The organism is Georgenia thermotolerans, assembly GCF_009193185.1.
Lineage (GTDB): Bacteria > Actinomycetota > Actinomycetes > Actinomycetales > Actinomycetaceae > Georgenia > Georgenia thermotolerans.
Window position 1 is genome coordinate 1 of record NZ_VUKF01000057.1, and the last position, 23,554, is coordinate 23,554.

The following is a 23,554-nucleotide window of genomic DNA, read 5'->3' on the forward strand; positions in this document are numbered from 1 at the left end:
CCCCGCCCCCGGGGCGGGGCCCGCCGCGAGCGCGGGCGCCGCGGCGGCGTCGTCGGCCGAGGGGCCCGCCGAGGCCGGCCCGGCGGGGATGGCCGCGCGGCAGCGGCAGGTCGAGGCGCAGCTGGACCGCCTGCACGCCAACTACGCGCGGCACTTCGCCGCGGTGGAGGCCCGCACCGACCCCTTCGACGTGCCGCTGTCCTACGACCTGCGCCTGGACATCCTCGCCGCCCTCACCGACCTGCGGCGGGCCGTGGGCCACATCGAGGACGACGCCGAGGACCGCTGGTGAGGACGGACCGCGCCGTCCTGCTCGTCACCGGCGACGCCGGCCGGGACCTGCGGGCGCTGGTCGAGCGGTGGACCGCGGCGGGCCTGCTGAGCGAGTCCCTGTGGGTGCACGCCGAGGACGTCCCGCCCGGCGCCGGCCCGCCGCGCGTGCCGGCCCGCCGCGTCGCGGCCGGCGCGGGCCGGGACGGCGACCTGCTCGAGCTCCTCGGCCTGCAGCGCCTCGACCTCGTCCGCCTCGTCGCCGTCCAGCTCGTCACGCGCACCGCACGCCCGCCCGCGGCGTTCCTCGCGGCCGCCGACCGGGTGGCCGACGTGCTCCAGGCGGCGATGCCGCTGCCGCCGGTGGCCACCCGGGTGCACCGGGTCAGCCTCGTCGTCGGGGAGAGCGGGGCGACAGGGCTGGGGCGCGAGCACCTCCTGCCCGGCTGGGACGTGGCCGCGGTGGTCGCCGCCGAGGACCGGCCCGACCTCGACCGCAACACGCTGCACGTCGGGGAGCCGGGCTCCTTCCTCGGGCACGCCGCGGCCGCGGTCGCCGCCGTCGGCGCGCTGTGGGCGGGCGTGGGCGAGGGGGCCCTCGACGGGGTCCGGACGGACTCGACGAGCGCGGAGGGCGACCTCGTCGTGGTGCGGGCGTCGGTCCGCGCGGTGCTGGGACCGGACCCGGCGGAGGAGGTCGTGCGCGACGCGATCGCGCTCGCCAGCGGAGGCGCCAGGCCGGCACCGGCGCTGGCCTGGGCCCGCCCCGCCCGTGACCCCGCCGCCGTCGCCGACCGCGCCGCCCGGTTCCTGCTGGACCGGGGCGACTGGCCCCCGCCGCCGCGGCCGGCCCCGCCCGGGCCACGGCACCGCATCCGGCGGGTGCGCTCCGCGCTGTGGGAGGCGCTGCGCTTCAACCTGCTGATGTTCCGCGTCGGGCTCGGGGTGCTCGCGCGCGGGGTCCGGCACCTCGTGGAGAACGTGGCCACGGCGGTGCTCGTGGGGCGCGCGAGCGACACGCTGGTGCGGACCCGGCCGCGCACGGCGGACTCGCTCTTCGACGTCGTGCGCGAGGCCGGCCCGGGGCGCGGGGACGGGACCGGCGACGGGGCACCGGCCGCGGCGCCGGACGACGTGGGGGCCCCGCGGCCGCAGACGTGGCAGGACCTGCGGCGGGTGTGCCTGGGGCTCGTCGACGGCGGGTCCCTCCCCGCGGGGCTTCCCGCCCCGGAGCTGGCCGGGCTGCGCGAGCTCCTGCCCCCCGCCGCGGTCGCGCCCCGGCCGGGCCCTGAGCGGGGCGGCGCGGCCCGCGAGCGGAGCGGGCCCACGGTGACCGGGCGGCTGACGGCGGCGCTCGACGCCCGCATCGCGGCGCTCGACGCCGCGGCCGCGCCCGAGCCCCCGGCGGACCCCGACGCCCTGCCGCAGGCGGAGCGCCGGCTCAAGCGCCGGTGGCTGGTCGCGCTGGCCCTGCTGCTCCTCGGCGTGGTGATCACCGCCGTCTACCTCGGCGGCCGCCCCACCGCCGCCGGGGCCACCCGGGCGATCACCCTGACGCTGTCCGTCCCGCTCGTCCTGGCGGTCTCCGCCCAGCACGGGTACTACCGGGCGCTGCGCCGGCACGCGTGGACCGCCGCGACGGCGGACGAGGCGCGGCACGCGCGGGCCGAGGCCGCCGACGACGCGCGCCGCGAGCGCGCCCGGCTCGGGCTGATGCGCGAGGCCCTGACGGACTGGTGCGAGATCGTCGGCCACCTCGTGCACCGCCCGTGGGCACCGATCGAGGTCCCGGCCCCCGAGCCGCCCGCGGACCTCCTGGCCACCCTGCCCGCCGCCGTCGCGCTGGGCCTGGTGGCCGGCAGGGACGCGGCCGCGCACGAGCGCGCCGTCCACGCCACGCTGGCCGCGCTGTGCCATCCCGGGTGGTGCGCCGAGAGCTTCGACGAGCTCGTCGCCGCGCTCGACGACGGCGGGCGCCGCTCCCCGGGCGGGTACCTGGCGGCGGACCTCGACGTGCGCGGCGGCCCCTTCGCGCCCCGGCGGCGCCTCGTGGAGGCCTGCCGCGCGGGCCGGGGCGGCGCGCTGGCCACCGGGCGCGCGCTCGCCGAGGTGCGCCAGGCGGTCGACCAGGGCCGGCTCCGCCTGGCCGACCGCCACGTCGAGCGGCTCGGGCCCCTGGCCGCGGGCACGGTCACCGAGTCGGCGTTCTTCCGCGCCGCGCACGGGCCCGCCGTCCCCTTCGCGCCGGACCAGTGGAGCCCGCGGGGCCTGCAGGCGGCCCGCCACCTGCCCGAGACGGCGCTGACGTGGGTCCGGCCGGCACCGGAGCCGGCCGGGGCGGGGACCGGAGCCGCCGGGATGCCCGGACGCCTGGTGCTGCGGGTCGACCTCTCCCCCCGCGCCCAGCCGGGCGACCTCCGGCTCTTCGCCCCCGCGCCGCGGACAGCGCCACCCGCCGCGCCGAGCCCCGCCACGGCGGAGCGGGAGTTCATCGAGTGGTGAGCCCTCGGGCGAGCGGCCGCGCCTCAGCGCGGGAGCGGGCCGCCGAACCACTCCTCGATGAGGGCCAGCGCGATGGACGACCGCATGGGCAGCAGCACCTCGCCGTCGCGCACCGCCGCGGCGAGCTCCTCGCGGGTGAAGAACCGCGCCTCGGTGAGCTCGACGCCGTCCACCCGCACCTCCACCGGCGCGCCGTCGGCCACGCGGGCGCGGAATCCGAGCATCAGCGAGGCGGGGAACGGCCAGGGCTGGGAGGCCCGGAACTGCACCTCCCCGACGTCGATGCCCGCCTCCTCCGCCACCTCCCGGCGCACCGCGGTCTCCACCGACTCCCCCGGCTCGACGTAGCCGGCGAGGGTGGAGAACCGCCCGGCCGGCCAGTGCGCCGCGTGGCCCAGGAGGATGCGGTCCGCCGCGTCGGTGACCGCCATGATCACCGCCGGGTCGGTGCGCGGGTAGTGCAGCGAGCGGTCGGCCGTGCAGCGGCGCACCCAGCCGGCGTCGATCACCTCGGTGACCTCCCCGCAGCGCGGGCAGCGCGGGTGCCGCGCGTGCCAGGCGGACAGGGCGACGGCGGTCGTGGCCAGGCCCGCGTCGCGGTCGGGCAGGGCGTCGCCGACGTCGCGCAGGTGGGCGAACGTCAGCCCCTCGACGAAGCCGACGAGCGCCGCGTCCTCCTGGACCGGGACGCCGTCGAGGTCGCGCTCGTCGCCGAGGGTCTCGGGCAGCGTGAGCGAGACGTAGGCGGCGTCGTCGTCGCGGCCGAGGTAGGCCAGGTGCTCGGGGTCCCACGTGGCGCCGGTGACCTCGGCGGGCGACCGGAGGTCCAGGGCGCCGTCGCGGGTCGCGACGTGGCCGTGCCGGACGAGGAGCACGCGGGTGGTCGGCTCGGCCACGAGCGCGGCGACCAGGTCGGGCCGGGTGCGGGCGGCGGCGTCGGGGTCGACGGTGGACCGGGCGAGCGGGAGGTTGTGCACGAGGCCCACCGTAAGGGGTGCCGGCCGGGGTTCTTCACCCGGGGCCCGGCGCGGTTTCATCCTGTGCCCGCACGACGGCGAGCCGTACGCTCCTGAGGCAGGCAGACCGCAAGGGGGCGGGTCCCATGTCGGCGTACGAGTCCACGTTCTCTCCTCCCGACCTGCGCGACGACCCGCGCCGCCTGGCCCGGGAGGTCCTGGCCGACCGCACCGAGCGGCGCCGGCGCGCGGCCGAGTCCCGGGCCGCGGAGGCGCGGTCCCTGACCGCGGAGCTCGAGCACAGGCTGGCCCAGATGCTCGGCGGCGACGGCGTCGGGCAGCTGCGGCGCGCGATGCGCCAGGAACGGGTCGCCTTCCGCGACCTCCTCGAGCCGCCCGGCGGGCTCTGGCTCGACCGCGACGCGGCCGCCGCGGCCCGCAAGGCCCGCGTGGGCGCCGTCCTCGCCCGCCTCGGCGCGCGCCCGGAGGCCGTGCGCGAGCTGGGGCGGGAGACCGCGCCGCGCTGGCGCGCGATCGTCGGCATGGTGCCGGACCGGTCCACGCCCGGCCACACCGTGCGCCACGACGTCGACACCTGGCTCGGCCTCTCGCCCTTCCACGCCTACCCGCTGCCGTGGGGCAAGCTCCCCGACGGGGTCGTGTTCGACCCGCACGGGTGGGAGCTCTTCCGGCCGCCGTTCTTCGGGTTCCTGTTCTCCTTCGAGCACCAGGCCTCCGCCCACTTCCGGGTCGATCGCGAGCACGTCCTCGCCCCCGCCGTCGGGCTGGTCGGCCAGGTGGGCACGATGGACTGCGACGACGCCGACGACTGGGACCTCGCGGACATCGAGGTCGAGACCCAGGTCGCCGTGGGGTTCGTGCCGCCCACGACGGGCGTGGTGGAGGTGCTCATCGACGCCCAGGCGCTGGTCGGGACGCACGACCTCGAGGTCAAGGACGAGTGGGGCTTCTCCACGCACTGGACCTACCAGAAGAACTACCTCATGGCGGACGTCCTGCACCCGAACGTCCCCGAGTCCTCCCTCGCCCTGATGTCGGAGTTCCACTCCGACACCGAGGACGACAACACCTTCCACCAGGAGAACCTCGTCAGCGGGCAGCACTACTACGCCCAGCTGTACAGCACCGGCCCCGTCCCGGCGGGCCAGCAGGTCGTGGTCACCGCCGGGACGCGCACCTTCGACATCACGCGCGCGGACGACATGGAGGTGCACAGCCGCACGGAGTTCCGCTGGTTCGTCAGCTCGATCGAGATCCGCATGGCACCGTGACCCTAGGGCGACCGACGGGCGAGGAGAGCCGCGATGGACGAGACGCAGCTCGGGCGGTGGATCGAGGGCTACGTCCGGGCCTGGAACTCCAACGACCCCGCGGAGATCGGGGAGCTCTTCACCGCCGACGCCGTCTACCGCACCGAGCCGCACGCCGAGCCGTGGCGCGGCCGGCAGGCGGTCGTCGAGGGGTGGCTCGCCCACCAGGACGAGCCCGCCCAGACGACGTTCCGCTGGCACCCAATGGTGGTCTCCGGCGACGTCGGCGTCGTCGAGGGCCGCACCGAGTACCGCACCGACCCGCCACGGACCTACCGGAACCTGTGGGTGGTCCGGCTGGACCGGCACGGCCGGTGCCGGGAGTTCACCGAGTGGTGGATGCGGGAGCCGACCACCGACGACGCGGCCTGAGCCCCGCCGAACGCCGTCGGCCGCTGCTGGCGACGGCGGTGCACCCCGCCGCTGCTGGCGACGGCGGTGCCACCCCGCCGCTGCAGCCGCAGGGTGGCACCGCGTCGGTGCGGCAGTGGTTGCGGTCGTTACTCGCCGGGGATCACCGTGCCGTCCGCCCGACGGAAGACCCACCGCTCGCCTTCTCGCGCGATCGTGATCGCGTGGGCGTGGACGTAGTCGTGGTGGTACCAGCACAGCAGCACGCCGAGGCGCACGCTGGTGGAGCCGAACTGGGTGTACCACCAGATGCTGTGGTGGATCTCGCCCTCCCCCGGCGGGGCGTGGCACCGCGGATACTGGCAGCGCTTGTCGCGGGCGACGATCGCCCTGGTCTGCGCGGCGGTGAACAGCCGCTCCTCGCGGCCGACGTCAAGCACCTCCGACTCCGGTCCGAAGACGACCCGGTGCAGCTCGCTGGCACACACGATCCGCCCGAGCAGCGCCGGGGGGATGACGACTCCGTCGTCGAACGTCGCCGTGGGCGCGCCGACCAGCCAGGCCGGGTCGAGCTCCGCACCGATGACATGCTCCGCCCCGCACGTGCACGGCCCGCCACTGCCGTCGTCACCGTCCTCGGAGCCCATGTCAGCGTCCTCGGAGCCCGGTGATGGCGGCGAGGCCGCCGGGACCAGCCGGGTCAGTTCCGGCGGGAGCCCGAAGGCGACGCCCGGGTAGGCGCCGCTGGCCAGGCAGCCGGGCCGGTGGGCCGGAGCCGCGGCGGCGATGAGCCGCTGGAGGGTCTCGAAGGGCACGTGCACGGCGAGGTGAGGGCGGATCCGTGCCCCGGGCTTGAGAACACCGCCGTCGAGGGCCAGCCGGGCCAGCGCCACGAGGGCGGCTGCCCGGCGCTGCGCCGGGGAGCGCGTGTCTGCCGTCGACGGCATGCCGACGCGAGCGGCGAGCGCGGTGGCCAGCGCCTGGCCCGACGCCTTGGACAGCCAGCCGCCGGGCACGTACCCGTCGGTGGTCTCCGAGAGGTAGAACTCCTCGCGGGCCAGGTCCTCGCGGTAGCCCCGGTCGGCGGCGTCGGGGTCGGCCTGCTGCGACCACCGGGCGGCGGCCACGGCGAAGTCCGTGCCGTCCAACGCCTTCGCCTGGGCGAGCAGCAACGTCTCCCCGAGCTCCGGATCCGCGAGCAGGCCACGCCGGGCCGGGGACGACGTCGTCTGACGCACCATGGTGGCGGCGTGGTCGGTACTGATCTCGCCCGCCGCCAAGGCCTTGGCCGTGCCCGGCAGCACGTCGCGCAGGGCCCGCGCCTGGCGCACCTCGCGTGCCGCGGTCGCCCCGTGCACGCCGGTGCGGCCGCGGTACCACGCCGCCAGCGACCGGGACCCGTCCAACGCCCACATGCCTTGCGCCTCCACCGTGGCCAGCGTCCGCGCGGCGAGGGCCGCCACCTGCCGGCGCACCCCCTCCACCGCCTCCACGGCGTCGAGCAGCACCTGGCCGGGCACGTCGTGCAGGTCGACCTTCACGAGCTCCGCGAGAACGTCGCGCACCTGAGCCAGCCCCTCTGCCAGCGCCGCGGCGGGCGCGGGCTGCCCAGGAACGTTCACTGCCCACCCCCTCACGCCGTTGTCCAGGGGAAATCTCTGCCACAGCCTATCGAACGCCCGTACGACTCGGCCGTTCCTCGCGCCTGCCTGTGGACATGTCCCTGACGGCTTGCCCTGGCCCTTCACCCGATGCTCGCGCCCGCAGCCACGCCGCCGGCCATCAGTATCGAGACGCACCTGGGGAAACAGTGGCGCGGCTCCCTCAGGACACCGGCCCGGGCTCGCAGATGCCGGATCACCACCGACCTGCCCGGATCCTCTGGGGAAATCGGCCACAGACTGTCAGCACGGCGTGGTGCGGCGCGAGCAGCACGGCGTGGTGGCGGCGCGAGCACCTCATTCCGTGGTGCCACAGAACCCACGTGCGCACGGACGCCGCGACCGGGGGGCGCGGAAGACAGAACCGCCGCGACACCGAGGACCCCTCGGGACGACACCGGCGACCCTGAGGCGGGCAGCGCCCCAGCGGCCTCAAGCCAGCACTGCCTCAACGTTCCTCAGGAAGGCACCACCGACCCGGCACTCCTCAGGCCGGCACCGCCGCCCCGCGCCGGGCGCGGGTGATCGTCGACTGCCCCAGCACGCGGGTGCCCGCGTACACCACCAGCGACTGCCCGGGGGCGATGCCGCGCAGCGGGCTCGCCAGCCGCGCCTCGAGCACCTCACCCGCGTCCGGCACGCGGCGGACCCGCGCGGGCACCGGGTCGCCGTGCGCGCGCACCTGCACCTCGACGTCCAGCCACTCCCCCGCCGGGACGTCGCCCGCTAGCCACACCGTCTGCGCCCCGCTGATCTCGTCAACGCTGAGCAGCTCCGCGGGGCCGACGACGACCTGATTGGCCTGCGGCCGGACCTCGAGGACGTAGCGCGGCCGGCCGTCCGGCGCCGGCCGGGTCAGCCCCAGGCCCTTGCGCTGGCCGACGGTGTAGGCGTACGCGCCGTCGTGCTCGCCGAGCACCCGCCCGTCGGCGTCGACGACCTCCCCGGGCCGGGCGCCGAGGCGCTCGCGCAGGAAGCCGGAGGTGTCGCCGTCGGCCACGAAGCAGATGTCGTAGGAGTCCGGCTTGGCCGACACGCTCAGCCCCCGGGCGGCCGCCTCGGCCCGCACCGCGTCCTTGGACGGGGCGTCCCCGAGGGGGAACAGGGCCTGCTCGAGCCGCTCGGCGCCCATGACGGCGAGGACGTAGGACTGGTCCTTCGCCGGGTCGACGGCGCGGTGCAGCTCCCGCCGGGTGCCGCCGGCGCCGTCGGGCACCTCGGTGATCCGGGCGTAGTGGCCGGTGGCGACGGCGTCGAACCCCAGGGCGACACCCCGGTCCAGCAGCGCCGAGAACTTGATGTGCTCGTTGCAGCGCACGCACGGATTGGGGGTGCGGCCGGCGGCGTACTCGGCGAGGAAGTCGGCCACCACCGTCTCCTCGAACTCCTCGGAGAGGTCCCAGACGTAGTACGGGATGCCCAGCACGTCGGCGGCGCGGCGGGCGTCCCCGGCGTCCTCGATCGAGCAGCAGCCGCGCGAGCCGTTGCGGTGCTGGGCGCGCGAGCGGCTCAGCGCCATGTGCACGCCGACCACCTCGTGCCCCGCCTCCACCGCGCGCGCGGCGGCGACGGCGGAGTCCACGCCTCCGGACAGGGCGGCCAGGACCCGCATCAGCTCACGCTCCTCGTGGTGGTGGTGGTGGGGCGCGGGCGCCGGGTGGCGTGCGCGCGCCGGGCCTGCTCGACGACGCCCGGCAGGGCGGCGGCCACCGCGTCGACGTCGGCGGCGGTGCTCGTCCAGCCGAGGGAGAAGCGCAGCGCCGACCGCGCCTGCTCGGCGCTGCACCCCATCGCCACCAGCACGTGGGAGGCCTCCTGGACGCCGGCCTGGCACGCGGAGCCCGAGGAGGCGGCGATGCCGGCCATGTCCAGGCCGAACAGCAGCGCATCGGCGTCGGCGCCCTCGATGGTCAGGTGGGCGGTGCCCGGCAGCCGCGCCTCGTCCGGTCCTGACGACGTGATCGGAGGCCCGGACAGCGTCACGCCGGGCATCGCGAGCGCGGCGGCCACGAGCCGGTCGCGCAGCCCGCGCAGCCGGTCGGCCTCGGCCTCCTGCTCGGCGACGGCCGCGCTCACCGCCGCCGCGAGCGCCCGGGCGCCGGCGACCGCGAGGGTGCCCGAGCGCACCCCGCGCTCCTGCCCGCCGCCGTGCTCGACCGGGCTGAGCCCCAGCTCGCGCCGGGCGAGCAGCGCCCCGACGCCGACCGGCGCCCCGAGCTTGTGGCCCGACAGGCTCAGCGCGTCCACCCCGCTGGCCCCGAAACGCACCGGCACGTGCCCGACGGCCTGGACGGCGTCGGTGTGCACCGGCACGCCCGCGGCGTGGGCGAGGGCCACCACTCGCTCGACCGGCTGCGCGGCGCCGGTCTCGTTGTTGGCCCACATGACGCTGACGACGGCGGTGGCCCGCCCGTGCGCATCCAGGTGCGCCTGGAGCGCGGGGACGTCGAGCACGCCGTCGGCGCCGACGGGGAGGAGGTCCAGGACCGCGCCCTCGTGAGCGGCCAGCCAGCCGGCAGCCTCCAGGACGGCGTGGTGCTCGACGGCGGAGACGGCCAGCCGGACCCGCTCCGGCGTCGCGGCGCGGCGGGCCCAGTACGCGCCCTTGACGGCGAGGTTGTCCGCCTCGGTGCCGCCGGAGGTGAAGATCACCTCGGCGGGCTCGGCATCCAGGGCGGCGGCCAGCTGCTCGCGCGCCTCCTCGAGGCGGCGGCGGGCGTCGCGGCCGGCCGCGTGGAGGGAGGAGGGGTTGCCCACGCGGGTCAGCTCCTCGGCGTACGCCGCGGCCGCCTCTGGGCGGACCGCGGTCGTGGCCGCGTGGTCGAGGTAGTGCCGGGTGCCGCTCACAAGGCCCCAGTCTAAGGACCGGCTCCCGGGGAGCGCCGGGCTCCGGGCTCCGGGCTCCGGGCTCCGGGCTCCGGGCTCCGGGCGATCGTCACACCGCGTCGGCCGCCTCGATGACGGCCTCGAACCCCGCCCCGGCGTCGCTCCCGCCGATCTGCTCCACCAGGACGCAGATCCCGGTGGCCCGGTCGAGCCGCACCCGGGCCGCGTCACCGTAGACGTACCCCGCCGGCAGGCCGGGCGGGCCGCCGCTCCCCCACTCCCGCTCGTCCACCGCGGGATCGCGCAGCAGCGAGCAGCACCCGCACCGCGGCTGGTAGGTCGGCAGCGCCCGCACCACCGCCTCCCAGGCCGGCCGTGGTGGTCGACGGCGGCCAGCGCCCCCACCGCCGTGCCCGGCCCCGCCGCCGGGTCCGCGCCGTCGGGATCACGGCCGTCCGCGAGCTCGACCGGGTCGAGCATCGCCACCCACCGGTAGTCGCGGAACATCGCGTCGTCGGTGTCGGCGAGCAGGGGCCGCCGCGCCACCAAGCCGTCGGGCCGGTAGACCGGCGGCTCCGCGGCGCGCGCGGCGGCCTCCGCCGCCGCGATCTCCTGGGCGCGGCGGGCACGGCGCCGCCGCCCGAGAAGGGACGGGCCGACGGCCACCAGCATCGCCCTGCCCTGCCGGTGGTCCTCCGCGTGCTCGTCGAGCAGGTCCCCGTCGAGGGTCTCGACGCGCACCCAGCGCGGCTCGCGGCGCACCCAGGCCCGCACCGCGGCGACGTCGCCGGGCGCCACCGCCCCGCGCCAGCGCGCGGTGAGCTGCGCCGTCGTCCACCGCCACGGCGAGGAGCGGGCGAGCGCGCGGAAGGCGTCCTCGTCGAGCGCGTCGGTCAGGGCCATCCCCCGATGGTCGCGCGGGCCAGGCGGCGCCGTCGACCACATTGCCGGTCGCGCGGTCTCGGCGCGACAGCGTCCGGCCGCACGGGCGACGATCGACACGCACGATCCACCGTCGACGCGCCGGCCCACCAGCCGGGCAGAAGTGAGGAACGAGCAATGGCCACCTTCAAGATCGGCTACTTCGTGGGCAGCCTCGCCACCGGGTCCATCAACCGGATCCTGTCCAAGGCCCTGATCAAGCTCGCGCCAGACTCGCTGGAGTTCACCGAGATCCCGATCAAGGACCTGCCGCTGTACAGCTGGGACTACGACGCCGACTACCCCCAGGAGGGCCGGGCGCTCAAGCAGGCCATCGAGGCCTCCGACGGCATCCTGTTCGTCTCCCCCGAGTACAACCGCTCCATCCCGGGGGCGCTGAAGAACGCCATCGACTGGGGCTCGCGCCCGTGGGGCCAGAACTCCTTCGCCCGCAAGCCCACCGGAATCGTCGGCGCCTCCCCCGGCGGCATCGGCACCGCGGTCATGCAGTCCTCCATGCGCAGCGTCCTGAGCTTCCTCGACGCCCCGCAGCTCAACGCCCCGGAGGCTTACATCACCTTCACGCCCGAGGTCTTCGGTGAGGACGGCGAGGTGCGGAACGAGTCCACGGCGGACTTCCTGCGCCACTACATGGAGGAGTACGCCGGCTTCGTCGAGCGGGTCCTCGCCGCCAGCGCCCCCGGCCACATCGGCGACCGCGAGGTCGACTACTCCCGGAAGTGAGGCGCGGCGGCGCGCCTACGGGTTGAGCCAGTCCCGGTCCGGGCGCGCCAGCAGGCGCGCGTTCCGCAGGGCGCCGGGGAGCGGGAGCACGGTCTCGCCGTGGTACTCCGCACCCACCCGCCGCACGACCAGGGCGAGCTGGGCCTCGGCCGTGCCGCGCAGGCACAGGGGCAGCAGGAGCTGGATCTCCCCGCGGTGGTACTGCGGGACGGCGGCCTTGTAGTTCCGGGCGACGCGCTCGCGCGCCGTCGCCACCGCGGCCTTCGTCAGCATGAGGGCGACCGGCTTGTCCCGCAGGTCCGGCGGGTACCGGTCGAGGTTGTCCTCGACGAAGTGGTCCCAGTCGAGGATGAGCGGCAGGCGCGGGTCGAAGAACAGGACGCTCGGGTCCTCCCAGTAGGTGGCGGGTGCGGGGCGCGCGGCGAGCAGGCCGGCGAGCCGCCCGTCGGACTCCTTGACCCACGCCTCCAGGCGCCAGGCCCACGCCTCCCCCGGTGCCCGGGCGAGCAGGTAGCCGTAGAGCGCCTCCTGGTTCTCCGTGACCAGTCCGGTGTTGAACACCATGACATGGCCGTTCGCACCCGTCGCGGCGGCCACCTTGCCCTGCTCCTCCAGCCGGGCGAACGTGTGCTGGACGTAGCTGCGCAGCACCGGGTACGTCGCCCGCCCGGCGCCGTCGGTGCCCTCGGCGTCCGGCTGGCGAAAGTCCCAGGACTCCTCCTCGGCGAGCTCGGCGAGGCGGCCGAGGTCCTCCTCGCTGATCCGGCAGTGGCGCTCGAGGCCCTGCCGCGGGTCGAGCTGCTTGACCGCGCGCGCCTGGCCACGCCCGCCCGCCACCTCGAGCGCGAACGTGACGGCCTCGCCGGGGCGCAGTCCCGCTCGGACCCCCGGCGCGTGGAGGACCTGGGAGAAGTGCACGAACACCTCCTCGCCGGCGTCGTCGGCGATGGTGCCGTGGCCGCGCTGGTCGTCGTAGGCGGTCACGACGCCGCGGTGGCGGTCCGCGGGGTGGGCGAGCTCCTCGGTCAGGAGCCCGCCGGGCTTGCGCGGGTTGGGGCCGGTGCGCACGAGCACCTGCTCGCCGGGCACGAGGCACCGAAAGCCCTCGCCCGGGAGCACCGACAGCATCGTGAACGCCGTCCTGCCCGAGCCGAGGGTCACCTCACCGAAGCCGCGCTCGAGGTTCCACCAGGCGACGACGGCGGGCTCCAGCGCGTCGGCCGGCGCGGCGCCGGGCGCGACCGCCTCGAGCACGTCCCGGGGCAGCCTGCCGGCCAGGGAGTACGGGGACGGCGCGGGGGCGGACATGGGGCAGCTCCTTCCGGCCACCCCTGGCGGGATGGCGAGTCACGACGCTGTGATTCTCCCATCCCGCCGGGCCGCGGCCGCGGCCCGGGCCTCAGCCGCGCAGCCGGCGCAGCTCCTCCACCGCCTGCGGCAGCACCTGCGCGGCGTCGCCGACGATCCCGAGGTCGGCCATCTCGAAGATGGGCGCCTCGGGGTCGGTGTTGACGGCCACGATCGTCTCGGCGGCCTGCATGCCGGCGGTGTGGTGGATCGCCCCGCTCACGCCGGCGCCGATGTACAGCCGCGGCGCGATCGTCACGCCGGTCTGCCCGATCTGGGCGGCGTGGTCGATCCAGCCCTCGTCGGTGGCCACGCGGGTCGCACCGACGGCGGCGCCGATCTCGTCCGCGAGCGCCTCGACGGCGCTGAAGTCGCCGTCCACCCCGCGCCCGCCGACGACGACGACCTTCGCCTCGCCCAGCGGCGCGCGGCCCCCGCGCGGGTGCGGGGTGCGGGAGACGACGCGCACCGCCTTGGCCGCGGCGGAGAACTCCACGGGGACGTCGACGACGGCCGGCTCGGCCCCCGGCGCCTCCACCGCGTCGACCGACGTCGGCTTGACGGCCACGACGGGCAGCCCGCGGGTGACCGTGCAGGTCGTCTCCCACGTGCCCTGCAGCACCGTCTTGGACACGACGAGCCCGTCGTCCTCGGCGACCTCGACGCCGGTGGCGTCCACGATCGCGCCGGAGCCCAGCGCGGCGGCCAGGCGGGCGGCGACCTCCTTGCCGGCGAAGCTGGAGACGAGCAGCACCGCGGCGGGCCGCGTGCGCTCGACGGCGGCGAGGACGGCCTCGGCGGCGACGGCCGCGACCTCGGGCGCGAGGCCGGCGAGGTCGGGCACGACCACCTCGCCGACCCCGTGGCGGGCGAGCGCGGGCAGGTCGGGGGCGGTCAGGGCGACGGCGGTCACGCCGCCGGAGGTCAGGGAGCGGGCGAGGGTGAGGACCTCGGCCGAGGGCGCGGTGAGGGCGCCGTCGGCGTGGTCGACGACGACGAGCACGGGGGCATCCAGCACGGTCATGTTCTCTCCTGCCTCAGACCAGCTTGTTCTCGACGAGGTACGCGGCGAGCTGCACGCCGGCGTCCCCGGAGTCGGTGATGATGCGCCCGGCGGTGCGCGCGGGGCGCGGCGCGGCGGTGAGCACCTTCGTGCCGGCGCCGTCGGTGCCCACCTCGGGGCCGCCGTCGGCCTCCGCGCCGGTGGTGGCCAGGGCCAGGTCGTCGAGGTCCCAGATGGTCACCGGCCTCTTCTTCGCCGCCATGATGGCCTTGAAGTTGGGGTAGCGCGGCTCGTTCGCCTGGTCCGTCACCGACAGGACGGCGGGCAGCTCGGCGGCGAGCACCTCGTCCGCCTCGCCGATGGTCCGGGTGATCGTCAGGGTCCGGTCCTCGAGGCGGACGTCGCTGGCCAGGGTCAGCTGGGGCAGCTCGAGGGCGGCGGCCAGCGCCGAGGGCAGCATGGCGGTCAGCCCGTCCATCGACGCCATGCCGGTGACCACGAGGTCGACGGGCGCCTCCTCGCCGAGCTTGCGCACCGCGGCGGCGAGCACGCGGGCCGTGCCGAGGACGTCGGAGCCGGCGACGCGCTCGTCGGTGACGTGCACCCCGGCGTCGGCGCCCATCTGCAGGGCCCGCCGCACGGCGTCGACGGCGTCGTCCGGGCCGGCGGTGACGGCCACGACCTCGCCGCCGGTCTGCTCGGCCAGCGTCACCGCGGCCTCGACGGCGTTCTCGTCGAGCTCGTTGAGCACGTCGTCCTCCCCGCGCACGAGGTGGCCGTCGGGGCCCAGGGTCCGTTCCGCCTGCAGGTCGGGGACATGCTTGACGCACACGACAATCCTCATGGCGCCCAGCCTGCCACCTGCGCCCGGACCGACGGGAATCGGAAGCCGACAGCATCCGGCCGCCTGTGGGCGGCGCCACGCCGACGCCGGGCCCGCGGAGCACGGCGTGGGGCCACCGGTGCGGGACGGAGGTCCTGGCCGTCCGGGCGGGGATCCTGGCCGTCCGCGCGGGGCCCGCCACCGGCCGGGCCCCCTCGCCGTCAGCGCGGCGGCGCCCACCGTGGCCCCCTCGCGGTCGTGCCACCCACCCCCCGAAGCCCCCCGGCCGCGGCGGCCGTGGCGCCCTCGTGTCACGTCCTGTGGGAGGGGTGAGGTTGAATGTGGACGTGAGTACCACGGGCACCCGCGCGACCGGCGAGCTCACCGCGCCGTCCCCGACCGCCGCGCGGACGTACGAGGACGTCCCGGCCCCCCGCGCCTCCGGCCGCGCCCGCAACCACCGGCGGCTCGGCGCCCACCTCGTCGGCGACGGGATCGACGTCGCCGTCCACGCCTCCCGCGCCGAGCGGGTGGACCTGTGCCTCATCGACGTCGCCGAGGACGGCGCGCTGCGGGAGCGCCGGTACCGGCTGCGCGGCCCCGTCTCCGGCATCTGGCACGGCCACGTGCCGGGCGTGCGCGCCGGGCAGCGGTACGGCTTCCGGGTGCACGGGCACTGGGACCCTGCCGCCGGGCTGCTGCACAACCCGGCGAAGCTCCTCCTGGACCCCTACGCCCGGGCGCTGGCCGGCGGTGTCGAGCTCGTCCCCGCGATCTACGCGCACGCCGTCGACGACGCGCTGCGCCCGGTCGAGGGGTTCGTCCGCGACGACCGCGACTCCGCCCCGTTCGTGCCGCACGGGGTCGTCGTGCACGACGGCGTGCCCTCCGGCGGCCCACGCCCGCGGGTGCCGTGGCCGGACACGGTGATCTACGAGGCGCACGTGCGCGGCCTGACCATGCGCCTGCCCGGGGTGCCGGCCGAGCTGCGCGGCACGTACGCGGGCCTGGCCCACCCGGCCACCGTGGCGCACCTGCGGCGGCTGGGCGTGACCACGGTCGAGCTCCTGCCCATCCACGCGGCCATGAGCGAGCCGTTCCTCACCCAGAAGGGGCTGAGCAACTACTGGGGCTACAACACCCTGGCGTTCTTCGCCCCCGAGCCCGGCTACGCCACCCGCGCCGCCCGGCTCGGCGGCCCCGAGGCGGTGCTCGCCGAGGTCAAGCACATGGTGGCGGCCCTGCACGCCGCGGGGATCGAGGTGCTGCTCGACGTCGTCTACAACCACACCTGCGAGGCCGGGGTGGAGGGGCCCACGCTGAGCCTGCGCGGGCTGGACAACACCGGCTACTACCTGCACGACGGCGCCCACCCCGGCCAGCTCGTCGACGTCACCGGGTGCGGCAACTCCCTGGACTTCCGCCGCACCCGGGTGGTGCAGCTGGCGCTGGACTCGCTGCGCTACTGGGTCAGCGAGGTCGGCGTCGACGGCTTCCGCTTCGACCTGGCGGTGACGCTGGGCCGCAACGGGGCGGAGTTCACCCCCTACCACCCCTTCCTCGTGGCGATGGCCACCGACCCCGTGCTCGCCGAGACCAAGCTCGTCGCCGAGCCGTGGGACCTGGGCCCGGGCGGGTGGCGCACCGGGCAGTTCCCCGACCCCATGGCGGACTGGAACGACCGGTTCCGCAACGCGGTCCGCGGCTTCTGGCTGGCCGACGCGGGCGCGCAGGCCAAGGGCCATGCGGGCCGGGACCTGCGCGAGCTCGCCACCCGGCTGTCGGGGTCGGCGGACCTGTTCGGGCTGGGCGAGGTGCCCGGCGGGCGCGGGCCGCTCGCCTCGATCAACTACGTCACCGCCCACGACGGGTTCACCCTGGCCGACCTCGTCGCCTACGACCACAAGCACAACGAGGCCAACCTCGAGGACAACCGCGACGGCTCGGACGACAACCGCTCGTGGAACCACGGCGTCGAGGGGCCGGTGCGCCGGGACTCCCCCTTCGCCGTCGTCCTGCCGCTGCGCCGCCGCTCGCTGCGCAACCTGCTGGCCACCCTGCTGCTCTCCGCCGGCACCCCGATGCTCACCGCCGGGGACGAGCTCGGCCGCACCCAGCACGGCAACAACAACGCCTACTGCCAGGACAACGAGATCTCCTGGGTGGACTGGCGTCTGCAGCCCTGGCGCGAGGACCTCCTGGCCACGACCGCCTACCTGCTGCGCCTGCGCCGCGAGCACCGGGTGCTCCGTCCCACCCGGTTCGCCTCCGGTCGGCCGGTGGCCGGCGACGACGTGGCGGACCTGGGCTGGTTCGACGCCGCCGGGCAGCCGATGACGCCCCAGCAGTGGCACGACCCGCACCACCGGGTGCTGCAGATGCTGCGCTCGGGCTTCCGGTTCGGCGACGCCGACGCCCTGCTGGTCCTCAACGGCTCCCTCGACCAGCAGGAGGTGGCCCTGCCCCACGGCCGGGGGTGCGACTACGAGCTGGTGTGGGACTCCTCCTGGGAGCGGCCGGACTTCTCACGGTTGTCCTCCGACAGCGAGCCGTTCAGCCTCGTCGCCTCGCCCGGGGAGCGGGTCGAGCTGGAGGCGCTGAGCATGCGGCTGTACCTCACCGGCCCCGTCGCGGGGACGGCGGAGGCGGCGACGGCGGCGCGCCCGGCGGCGCAGCCCGCGTCGAGCCCCGCGGCCGAGCCGTCGACGAGCCCGGCCGCCGCGCCGGCGCCGGGCGGCGGGCGCGTCGGACGGCCCGCACCGCTCGCGGACTAGAGTGGCAGCCGTGCCGAGCACCCTGCGTTCCTGGCGGCCGTCCGCGCGACGGCCCTGAGGCGCACCCACCTTCTCCCCGGCCGTCCGTGGACGGCCACGCCAGGCACGCCACGCACGGCCCCGACCGACGAGGACACGCATGACCACCGAGCAGACCTCCCCCGCCCCGGCGCTGGCCGAGGACGACGTCGACCTCATCGAGACCACCTCCGACGCCTCGCTCGAGCGCACCCGCCGCCGCAGCGACGCGATCGAGCGGGAGATCGCCGAGGACCCGACGCGGTTCCGCATCCTCACCGGCGACCGCCCCACGGGGAACCTGCACCTGGGCCACTACTTCGGCAGCCTGCTCAACCGGGTGCGGCTGCAGGACGCCGGCGTGGAGACATGGGTCCTCGTGGCCGACTACCAGGTCATCACCGACCGCGACGGCGTGGGGCCGATCCGGGAGCGGGTGCTCTCCCTCGTGGCGGACTACCTCGCCCTGGGCATCGACCCGCAGCGCTCGACGATCTTCACCCACTCCTCGGTCCCGGCGCTCAACCAGCTGATGCTGCCGTTCCTGTCCGTGGTCACCGACAGCGAGCTGCGCCGCAACCCGACGGTGAAGTCCGAGCTCGAGGCCACCGGGGACCGGGCGATGTCCGGGCTCATGCTCACCTACCCCGTCCACCAGGCGGCGGACATCCTCTTCTGCAAGGCCAACTTGGTCCCGGTGGGCAAGGACCAGCTGCCCCACCTCGAGCAGGCCCGGGTCATCGCCCGCCGCTTCGACGAGCGGTACGGCCGCGCCGGCGACGGCTCGCGCCCGGTCTTCCCGCGCCCCGAGGCGCTGCTGTCCAACGCCCCGAACGTGCTGGGCACCGACGGGCAGAAGATGAGCAAGTCCCGCGGCAACGCCATCGAGCTGGGCATGGACGCCGACACCACGGCCAAGCTGCTCAAGCGCGCGGTGACCGACGCCGACCGGCACATCACCTACGACCCGGTGCTGCGCCCCGAGGTCTCCAACCTCGTGCTGCTCACGGCCCTCGCCAGCGGTCGGCGCCCGGAGGACGTCGCCGCGGAGATCGGCGACGGCGGCGCGGCCGTGCTCAAGAAGGCGGCCATCGAGGCGGTCAACGAGATGCTCGCCCCCGTGCGCGCCCGGCGCGCCGAGCTGGCCGCCGACGAGGGCTACCTGCTGGACGTCCTGCGCCGCGGGAACGAGCACGCCAACGCGGTCGCCGAGGCGACGCTGGGCGAGGTCCGCCAGGCCATGCACATGGTCTACTGAGCCGAGCGCCCCGCGCCTGGGCCTATCGCGCCGCGACCTCGGTCAGGGACACCACCTGCACCGTCACGGCGAGGGCGACGGTGAGCACGAGGAAGCCGCGGGCCGTGCGGGCCAGGGCGCCGCGCCCGGCCGCCGGCCCCGGTGCGAGGCGCTCGACCGCCATCGGCACCAGCAGCCCGAAGAGCACGAACACCGGGGCGAACAGCGCGAGCGCGAGCAGCGGCCGCTCCAGCCGGGCGAAGGCGGGGTCGGCGGAGAACACGGCGCCGGGAACGAGGAGGAGGAACCCCGCGAACACCGGCGCCCGGACGCGGGCGCCCGCGGGCAGCACGGCCCGGACGCCGAGGTAGAGCAGTCCCCCGATCACCCCGACCAGCGCCCCCCACCCGAGGACCTGGGCCGTGCCGGCCCAGGTGACCTGGCCGACGGCCGCGCCCGAGGGCATGGGTGTGCCGATGGCGTCCGGCGGCTGGGCGAGCGTGACCAGCCGCATGACGAGGCGACCGCCGACCCCGCCCACCACGAGCCCCGCCGCGGCGCCGACGACCGCCGCCACGAGGACGCTCCGCAGCCAGGCCGGCATGGGCACCGTCACCTCCCGCACACCTGTTGTAGGAACGGAAGACTACGAAGGGAGTGCCTGTTCGTCTCGCGATCGGCGAGGGCACCCAGGCCCCCGGCGCCGTCCGAAACCATGCTCGTGGGAGGGAGCGACCGCTACCGTGCGGATATGCGACGACGCACCCGGGAGTGGATCGGCGCCGGCGTGATCGCCGCCGTCGTCGGTGGCGTCATGGTGCTCGCGCCGGAGCCGGACCCCTATGTCCAGGTGCTGGCCGAGGCGCGCAAGACAGCCTCGGACTTCCAGCTGGAGGTTCTGGCCGACGGGCAGATCACCGACGCCGAGATCGACCGCGGATTCACCCAGATGGAGGACTGCCTGCGCGGACTCGGCTTCGAGCCGTACGGCGAGGGCGGCACGGAGATCGCCGGCCAGGACGCCGACCGCTGCTTCGAGACCACCGTGGGCACCATCCACGAGCTGAAGTGGCGCATGGAGATGGACCCCGAGAACAAGGGCATCATGGTCGTCATCGCCGAGTGCCTCGACCGCCACGGGGTCCTCCCCGACGGGTACGAGCCCGCCGACTTCCGGGACAAGGACGTCATGGAGGTCATGGGCGACCCCGCGCTGGACTTCAACTTCAATGACGCCGTCGTCGGGCAGTGCTTCACCGACCCGCGGAACTGAGGCGTCGCGCCGCGGGCGGCCACGGCCTGGGCCGTCGGCGGTTCGTGCCGCCTGCCGCTCACCCCGTGGGCCCTCTCGCTCGCACGCCGAGTCACCCTCGCATCACTGACGGTCACCCTCGGATCACCCGACGGACCGCGCTGTCGGGCCGGTGGCGCTGCCTAGCGTGAGGCCTATGGAGGGCCTGACCTCGATCGTGCTCGGCGCCGTGGGCCTGTGGGGCCTCTACTGGGTCGTGCGCGCGGGCGTGAGGGGCGGCCTCCTCGACGCGGCACGGGAGTGGGCGCGCACGGCCGCCGCCCTCGAGGACGTGCAGGAAGACGGGTTCAAGGGCGACGCCGCCGTGTACGACCCCGGAGTCGCCCGCCCCGACGGCCCGGCACGGACGGCCCCCCGGCCGCCGCTCGACACCCTCGCCTGAGCCCTCGCGCCGTACGCGAGCTCGCGCGGCAGAGGTGACGCGCCGATCAGCACGTCACCTCGCGCACAACGTGACGTCTCGCGGCGAACTTGACGTCTCACGGGTGAGGGTGGGGGGCCACCGCAGCGCCGCGCCGGGGGCCTCGCGGCCCCCGGCGCGGCGGCCCGGTCAGTGCTGGGCCGCGGCCGCCAGCCCGAGCTCGGTGTAGCCGGCCAGGCCGGCGTGACGGGGCACGACCCGCACGGTGTAGCCGAACGGCCCCGTCTGGTCGAGCGTGCGCTCGCCGCGGAACGCGTACCGGCCGCCCTCGAGCGCCTCCGCCGGCTCCAGCGGGAGGACGACGAGGTCCCGGAGGTTGTCCGACTCGTCCGGGCGTCCGGCCACCGCCTGCACCTCGACGTCCTCGGGGCGCAGGTCGCCGAGCGAGACGTAGGCGGTCATCGCGATCCGGTCCCCGACCTTCACGACGTCCGCGACGCCGGCGGCCTCGACGTGGTCCACGCGCACCGCGAGCCACGCCTGGCGCACCCGGGCCTTCCAGCGCCCCAGCTCCTCGGCGCCCCGGTGGTCCGAGGGACCGTCGAGCGCGCGGGCGTAGCCGGCCACGGGGCTGTAGAGCCGCTCGACGTACTCGCGGACCATGCGGGTGGCCTGCACCTTCGGCCCCAGGGTGGCCAGGGTGTGCCGGACCATCTCCATCCAGTGGCGCGGGACGCCGTCCTCGTCGCGGTCGTAGAACCGCGGGACGACCGTGGACTCGAGGATCTCGTAGAGGGCGGCGGCCTCGAGCTGGTCGCGGGCGGCCGGGTCCTCCACGCCGTCGGCGGTGGGGATCGCCCAGCCGTTGCGGCCGTCGTACCACTCGTCCCACCAGCCGTCGAGGATGGAGAGGTTCAGCGCCCCGTTGAGGGCGCACTTCATCCCCGACGTGCCCGAGGCCTCCAGCGGGCGCAGCGGGTTGTTGAGCCAGACGTCGCAGCCGGGCATGAGGGTCTGCGCCATGGCGATGTCGTAGTTGGGCAGGAAGACGATGCGCTCGCGCACCCCGGCCTGGTCGGCGAACTGGACGAGCCGCTGGATCAGGCCCACCCCCTGCTCGTCGTCCGGGTGCGACTTGCCGGCCACCACGATCTGCACCGGCCGCTCGGGGTCGGTGAGCAGCCGGGTGAGCCGCTCGGGGTCGGAGAGCATGAGCGTCAGGCGCTTGTACGTCGGCACCCGGCGGGCGAAGCCGATGGTCAGCGCGTCGGGGTCGAGGACGTTGTCGGTCCACCCGAGCTGGGCCGGGGAGGCGCCGCGGTCCAGCCAGGACTTGCGCACCCGGCGCCGGGCCTCCTTGACGAGCTTGCCGCGCAGCCGGTGGCGCATCTCCCACAGGTCCGCGTCGGAGACGCCGCCCTCCTCCGGGGTCAGCCGCCACCCCTCGCCGGACTCGATCTGCTCCCGGCTCAGGTGCCGCTCGGCCAGCTCGGCGAACGACGGGTCGACCCAGGTGGGGGCGTGCACGCCGTTGGTGATGGAGGTGATGGGCACCTCGGTGACGTCGAAGCCGGGCCAGAGCTGGTGGAACATCTCCCGGGAGACCTTGCCGTGCAGCTTGGCCACGCCGTTGGCGCGCTTGGCGGCCCGCAGGCCGAGGATGGCCATGTTGAACACGCCGGGGTTGCCGCCCTCGTAGTCCTCCGCGCCCAGCGCCAGGACCTTCTCCAGCGGGATGCCGGGCAGCTCGGCCCCGCCGCCGAAGTACTCGGCGATCAGGTCGGTGCTGTAGCGGCTGATGCCGGCCGGGACCGGCGTGTGGGTGGTGAACACGGTGGCGGCCTTGACCGCCTCCAGGGCGGTCTCGAAGGTCAGCCCCTCGGCCTCGATGAGCTCGCGGACGCGCTCGACGGCGAGGAAGCCGGCGTGGCCCTCGTTGCAGTGGTAGACCTCCGGGCGCGGGGCGCCGGTGAGCCGGGAGTACAGGCGCAGCGCCTTGACCCCGCCCATGCCCAGCAGCAGCTCCTGCTGCAGGCGGTGGTCCGGCGAGCCGCCGTAGAGGCGGTCGGTGACCCGGCGGGCGGCGTCGTCGTTGTCGCTGACGTTGGAGTCGAGCAGGAGCAGCGGCACCCGGCCGACCCGGGCGAGCCAGACCTGGGCGTACAGGGTGCGCCCGCCCGGCAGCGGCAGCTGGACGCGCGCGGCGGTGCCGTCGGCCTCCCGCAGCAGGGTGAGCGGGAGGTTGTCCGGGTCGAGCAGCGGGTAGGTCTCGTGCTGCCAGCCGTCACGGGTGAGGGACTGCTTGAAGTATCCCGCGCCGTAGAGCAGGCCGACGCCGACGATGGGCACGCCCAGGTCGGAGGCGGACTTGAGGTGGTCGCCGGCGAGGATGCCCAGGCCGCCGGAGTACTGCGGCAGGACGGCGGTGATGCCGTACTCCGCCGAGAAGTAGGCGATCGCGGACGGCTTGTCGGGCGCCGAGCAGGAGGTCTGGTACCAGCGGGGCTCGGTGAGGTAGCGCTGCAGGTCGGCGTCGAGCTCCTGCACCTGGGCCACGAGGGCGCGGTCCTCCGCGAGCTGCTCGAGGCGCCGGGGGTCGATCGAGCCGAGGAGGGCCACGGGGTCTCCGTGCACGGCCTCCCACAGCTGGGGGTCGAGGGAGGCGAACAGCTCCCGGGTCGGGGTGTGCCAGGACCACCGGAGGTTCTGGGCGAGCGCGTCGAGCGGCGCCAGCGCCTCGGGCAGAACGGTGCGGACGGTGAATCGACGGATGGCTCTCACGCGCACGAGTCTAGACACGCTGAAAGCGTTGCTCGACCTTGCAGTCCGGTTTCATCGGGGTGGCTCGCCGGGCGGGGGCGGCCCGCCCGCCGGGCGGCCCGCGCGGCAGGGGCGTCGCCGCAGGTCAGGAGCGCCGTCGGGCCCGGCCGCGGGCACCCCGAACTGCCGTCGTCGCCGCCTCTGGGTAGGTTCGGGGTCGTGATGTCCAAGCCGCGCAAGGGCTCCGGCCGTCGCTGGTGGCTCCCGTCCTTCCGGCCCGCGTCCGCGGCGCCGGAGCGGCCCCCCGTGCCCGCGCAGCGCCGGCCGGCGCCCGCGGCCGCCCCCGCCGCCGACGCG

19 protein-coding genes are annotated in these 23,554 nt (G+C 75.9%); 9 read left to right on the forward strand and 10 right to left on the reverse strand.

What is annotated here, in order from left to right:
• The coding region (locus GD970_RS21840; RefSeq protein WP_193314990.1) for a hypothetical protein at positions 1–292 on the forward strand (292 nt) is incomplete at its 5' end.
• Positions 289–2,772, forward strand: a complete 2,484-nt coding sequence (locus GD970_RS19215) for a hypothetical protein (RefSeq protein ID WP_152204513.1) — start codon at positions 289–291, stop codon at positions 2,770–2,772. The genes GD970_RS21840 and GD970_RS19215, both read left to right, overlap by 4 nt.
• 23 nt (positions 2,773–2,795) lie before the next feature.
• Here the strand turns inward: GD970_RS19215 and nudC are convergent, their stop codons facing one another.
• Positions 2,796–3,749: an NAD(+) diphosphatase gene (nudC, locus tag GD970_RS19220; protein ID WP_226925481.1), complete on the reverse strand. Its 954-nt coding sequence runs from the start codon at positions 3,747–3,749 to the stop codon at positions 2,796–2,798.
• A gap of 125 nt (positions 3,750–3,874) precedes the next feature.
• Between nudC and GD970_RS19225 the strand changes: the two genes are divergently transcribed.
• Together GD970_RS19225 and GD970_RS19230 are read left to right on the forward strand one after the other, a co-directional pair.
• Positions 3,875–5,020 (forward strand): hypothetical protein, encoded by a 1,146-nt coding sequence (locus GD970_RS19225; protein WP_152204515.1) that lies wholly within the window; start codon positions 3,875–3,877, stop codon positions 5,018–5,020.
• A 33-nt stretch (positions 5,021–5,053) separates the two neighbouring features.
• A complete protein-coding gene (locus GD970_RS19230) occupies positions 5,054–5,431 on the forward strand; it encodes a nuclear transport factor 2 family protein (protein WP_152204516.1) in 378 nt (125 codons plus the stop codon).
• Between the two features lie 128 nt (positions 5,432–5,559).
• Here GD970_RS19230 and GD970_RS19235 read toward each other — a convergent pair whose 3' ends face one another.
• From GD970_RS19235 to GD970_RS21845, 4 genes are all read right to left on the reverse strand, one after another.
• Positions 5,560–7,032, reverse strand: coding sequence for a DUF222 domain-containing protein (locus tag GD970_RS19235; RefSeq protein ID WP_193314991.1), 1,473 nt, complete (start codon positions 7,030–7,032; stop codon positions 5,560–5,562).
• Positions 7,033–7,558: 526 nt separating this feature from the next.
• The gene (gene mnmA / locus GD970_RS19240; RefSeq protein WP_152204518.1) at positions 7,559–8,683 is read right to left on the reverse strand and encodes a tRNA 2-thiouridine(34) synthase MnmA; all 1,125 of its coding nucleotides are present in this window, start codon (positions 8,681–8,683) and stop codon (positions 7,559–7,561) included.
• A complete protein-coding gene (locus GD970_RS19245; protein WP_170297280.1) occupies positions 8,683–9,918 on the reverse strand; it encodes a cysteine desulfurase family protein in 1,236 nt (411 codons plus the stop codon). Before GD970_RS19245 ends, mnmA begins: the two co-directional genes overlap by 1 nt.
• Before the next feature lie 88 nt (positions 9,919–10,006).
• Positions 10,007–10,252: a hypothetical protein gene (locus tag GD970_RS21845; protein ID WP_170297281.1), complete on the reverse strand. Its 246-nt coding sequence runs from the start codon at positions 10,250–10,252 to the stop codon at positions 10,007–10,009.
• A 704-nt stretch (positions 10,253–10,956) separates the two neighbouring features.
• Here GD970_RS21845 and GD970_RS19250 point away from each other — a divergent pair.
• Positions 10,957–11,562, forward strand: a complete 606-nt coding sequence (locus GD970_RS19250; protein WP_152204519.1) for an NADPH-dependent FMN reductase — start codon at positions 10,957–10,959, stop codon at positions 11,560–11,562.
• A gap of 15 nt (positions 11,563–11,577) precedes the next feature.
• On the opposite strand, the gene GD970_RS19255 is transcribed toward GD970_RS19250, so the two are convergent.
• From GD970_RS19255 to GD970_RS19265, 3 genes are all read right to left on the reverse strand, one after another.
• Positions 11,578–12,870: a DUF3825 domain-containing protein gene (locus tag GD970_RS19255; RefSeq protein ID WP_152204520.1), complete on the reverse strand. Its 1,293-nt coding sequence runs from the start codon at positions 12,868–12,870 to the stop codon at positions 11,578–11,580.
• Positions 12,871–12,961: 91 nt separating this feature from the next.
• Positions 12,962–13,933 carry an electron transfer flavoprotein subunit alpha/FixB family protein gene (locus tag GD970_RS19260; protein WP_152204521.1) on the reverse strand — a complete coding sequence of 324 codons (972 nt, stop codon included), beginning with the start codon at positions 13,931–13,933 and terminating at the stop codon, positions 12,962–12,964.
• 13 nt (positions 13,934–13,946) lie between these two features.
• Complete coding sequence (locus tag GD970_RS19265) at positions 13,947–14,756, reverse strand: electron transfer flavoprotein subunit beta/FixA family protein (RefSeq protein ID WP_152204522.1); 810 nt, start codon at positions 14,754–14,756, stop codon at positions 13,947–13,949.
• A 326-nt stretch (positions 14,757–15,082) separates the two neighbouring features.
• On the opposite strand from GD970_RS19265, the gene glgX reads away from it, so the two are divergent.
• Both glgX and trpS read left to right on the forward strand, forming a co-directional pair.
• Positions 15,083–17,509 carry a glycogen debranching protein GlgX gene (gene glgX / locus GD970_RS19270; protein ID WP_152204523.1) on the forward strand — a complete coding sequence of 809 codons (2,427 nt, stop codon included), beginning with the start codon at positions 15,083–15,085 and terminating at the stop codon, positions 17,507–17,509.
• 139 nt (positions 17,510–17,648) lie between these two features.
• A complete protein-coding gene (gene trpS / locus GD970_RS19275) occupies positions 17,649–18,785 on the forward strand; it encodes a tryptophan--tRNA ligase (RefSeq protein WP_152204524.1) in 1,137 nt (378 codons plus the stop codon).
• A 22-nt stretch (positions 18,786–18,807) separates the two neighbouring features.
• On the opposite strand, the gene GD970_RS19280 is transcribed toward trpS, so the two are convergent.
• Positions 18,808–19,380 carry a hypothetical protein gene (locus tag GD970_RS19280; RefSeq protein WP_152204525.1) on the reverse strand — a complete coding sequence of 191 codons (573 nt, stop codon included), beginning with the start codon at positions 19,378–19,380 and terminating at the stop codon, positions 18,808–18,810.
• 135 nt (positions 19,381–19,515) lie between these two features.
• Here GD970_RS19280 and GD970_RS19285 point away from each other — a divergent pair, with 135 nt between their 5' ends.
• Together GD970_RS19285 and GD970_RS19290 are read left to right on the forward strand one after the other, a co-directional pair.
• The gene (locus tag GD970_RS19285) at positions 19,516–20,037 is read left to right on the forward strand and encodes a hypothetical protein (protein WP_152204526.1); all 522 of its coding nucleotides are present in this window, start codon (positions 19,516–19,518) and stop codon (positions 20,035–20,037) included.
• 175 nt (positions 20,038–20,212) lie between these two features.
• Positions 20,213–20,458, forward strand: coding sequence for a hypothetical protein (locus tag GD970_RS19290; protein ID WP_152204527.1), 246 nt, complete (start codon positions 20,213–20,215; stop codon positions 20,456–20,458).
• Between the two features lie 168 nt (positions 20,459–20,626).
• On the opposite strand, the gene glgP is transcribed toward GD970_RS19290, so the two are convergent.
• Complete coding sequence (gene glgP, locus GD970_RS19295; protein ID WP_193314992.1) at positions 20,627–23,218, reverse strand: alpha-glucan family phosphorylase; 2,592 nt, start codon at positions 23,216–23,218, stop codon at positions 20,627–20,629.
• Positions 23,219–23,554 lie beyond the last annotated feature (336 nt).

Coding starts and splice junctions, on each gene's coding strand:
- GD970_RS19230 (WP_152204516.1), top strand. CDS start 5,054: ATGGACGAGACGCAGCTCGGGCGGTGGATCGAGGGCTACGTCCGGGCC.
- GD970_RS19260 (WP_152204521.1), bottom strand. CDS start 13,933: ATGACCGTGCTGGATGCCCCCGTGCTCGTCGTCGTCGACCACGCCGAC.
- GD970_RS19285 (WP_152204526.1), top strand. CDS start 19,516: ATGCGACGACGCACCCGGGAGTGGATCGGCGCCGGCGTGATCGCCGCC.
- GD970_RS19290 (WP_152204527.1), top strand. CDS start 20,213: ATGGAGGGCCTGACCTCGATCGTGCTCGGCGCCGTGGGCCTGTGGGGC.
- GD970_RS19265 (WP_152204522.1), bottom strand. CDS start 14,756: ATGAGGATTGTCGTGTGCGTCAAGCATGTCCCCGACCTGCAGGCGGAA.
- trpS (WP_152204524.1), top strand. CDS start 17,649: ATGACCACCGAGCAGACCTCCCCCGCCCCGGCGCTGGCCGAGGACGAC.
- mnmA (WP_152204518.1), bottom strand. CDS start 8,683: ATGCGGGTCCTGGCCGCCCTGTCCGGAGGCGTGGACTCCGCCGTCGCC.
- GD970_RS19255 (WP_152204520.1), bottom strand. CDS start 12,870: ATGTCCGCCCCCGCGCCGTCCCCGTACTCCCTGGCCGGCAGGCTGCCC.
- GD970_RS19250 (WP_152204519.1), top strand. CDS start 10,957: ATGGCCACCTTCAAGATCGGCTACTTCGTGGGCAGCCTCGCCACCGGG.
- GD970_RS19225 (WP_152204515.1), top strand. CDS start 3,875: ATGTCGGCGTACGAGTCCACGTTCTCTCCTCCCGACCTGCGCGACGAC.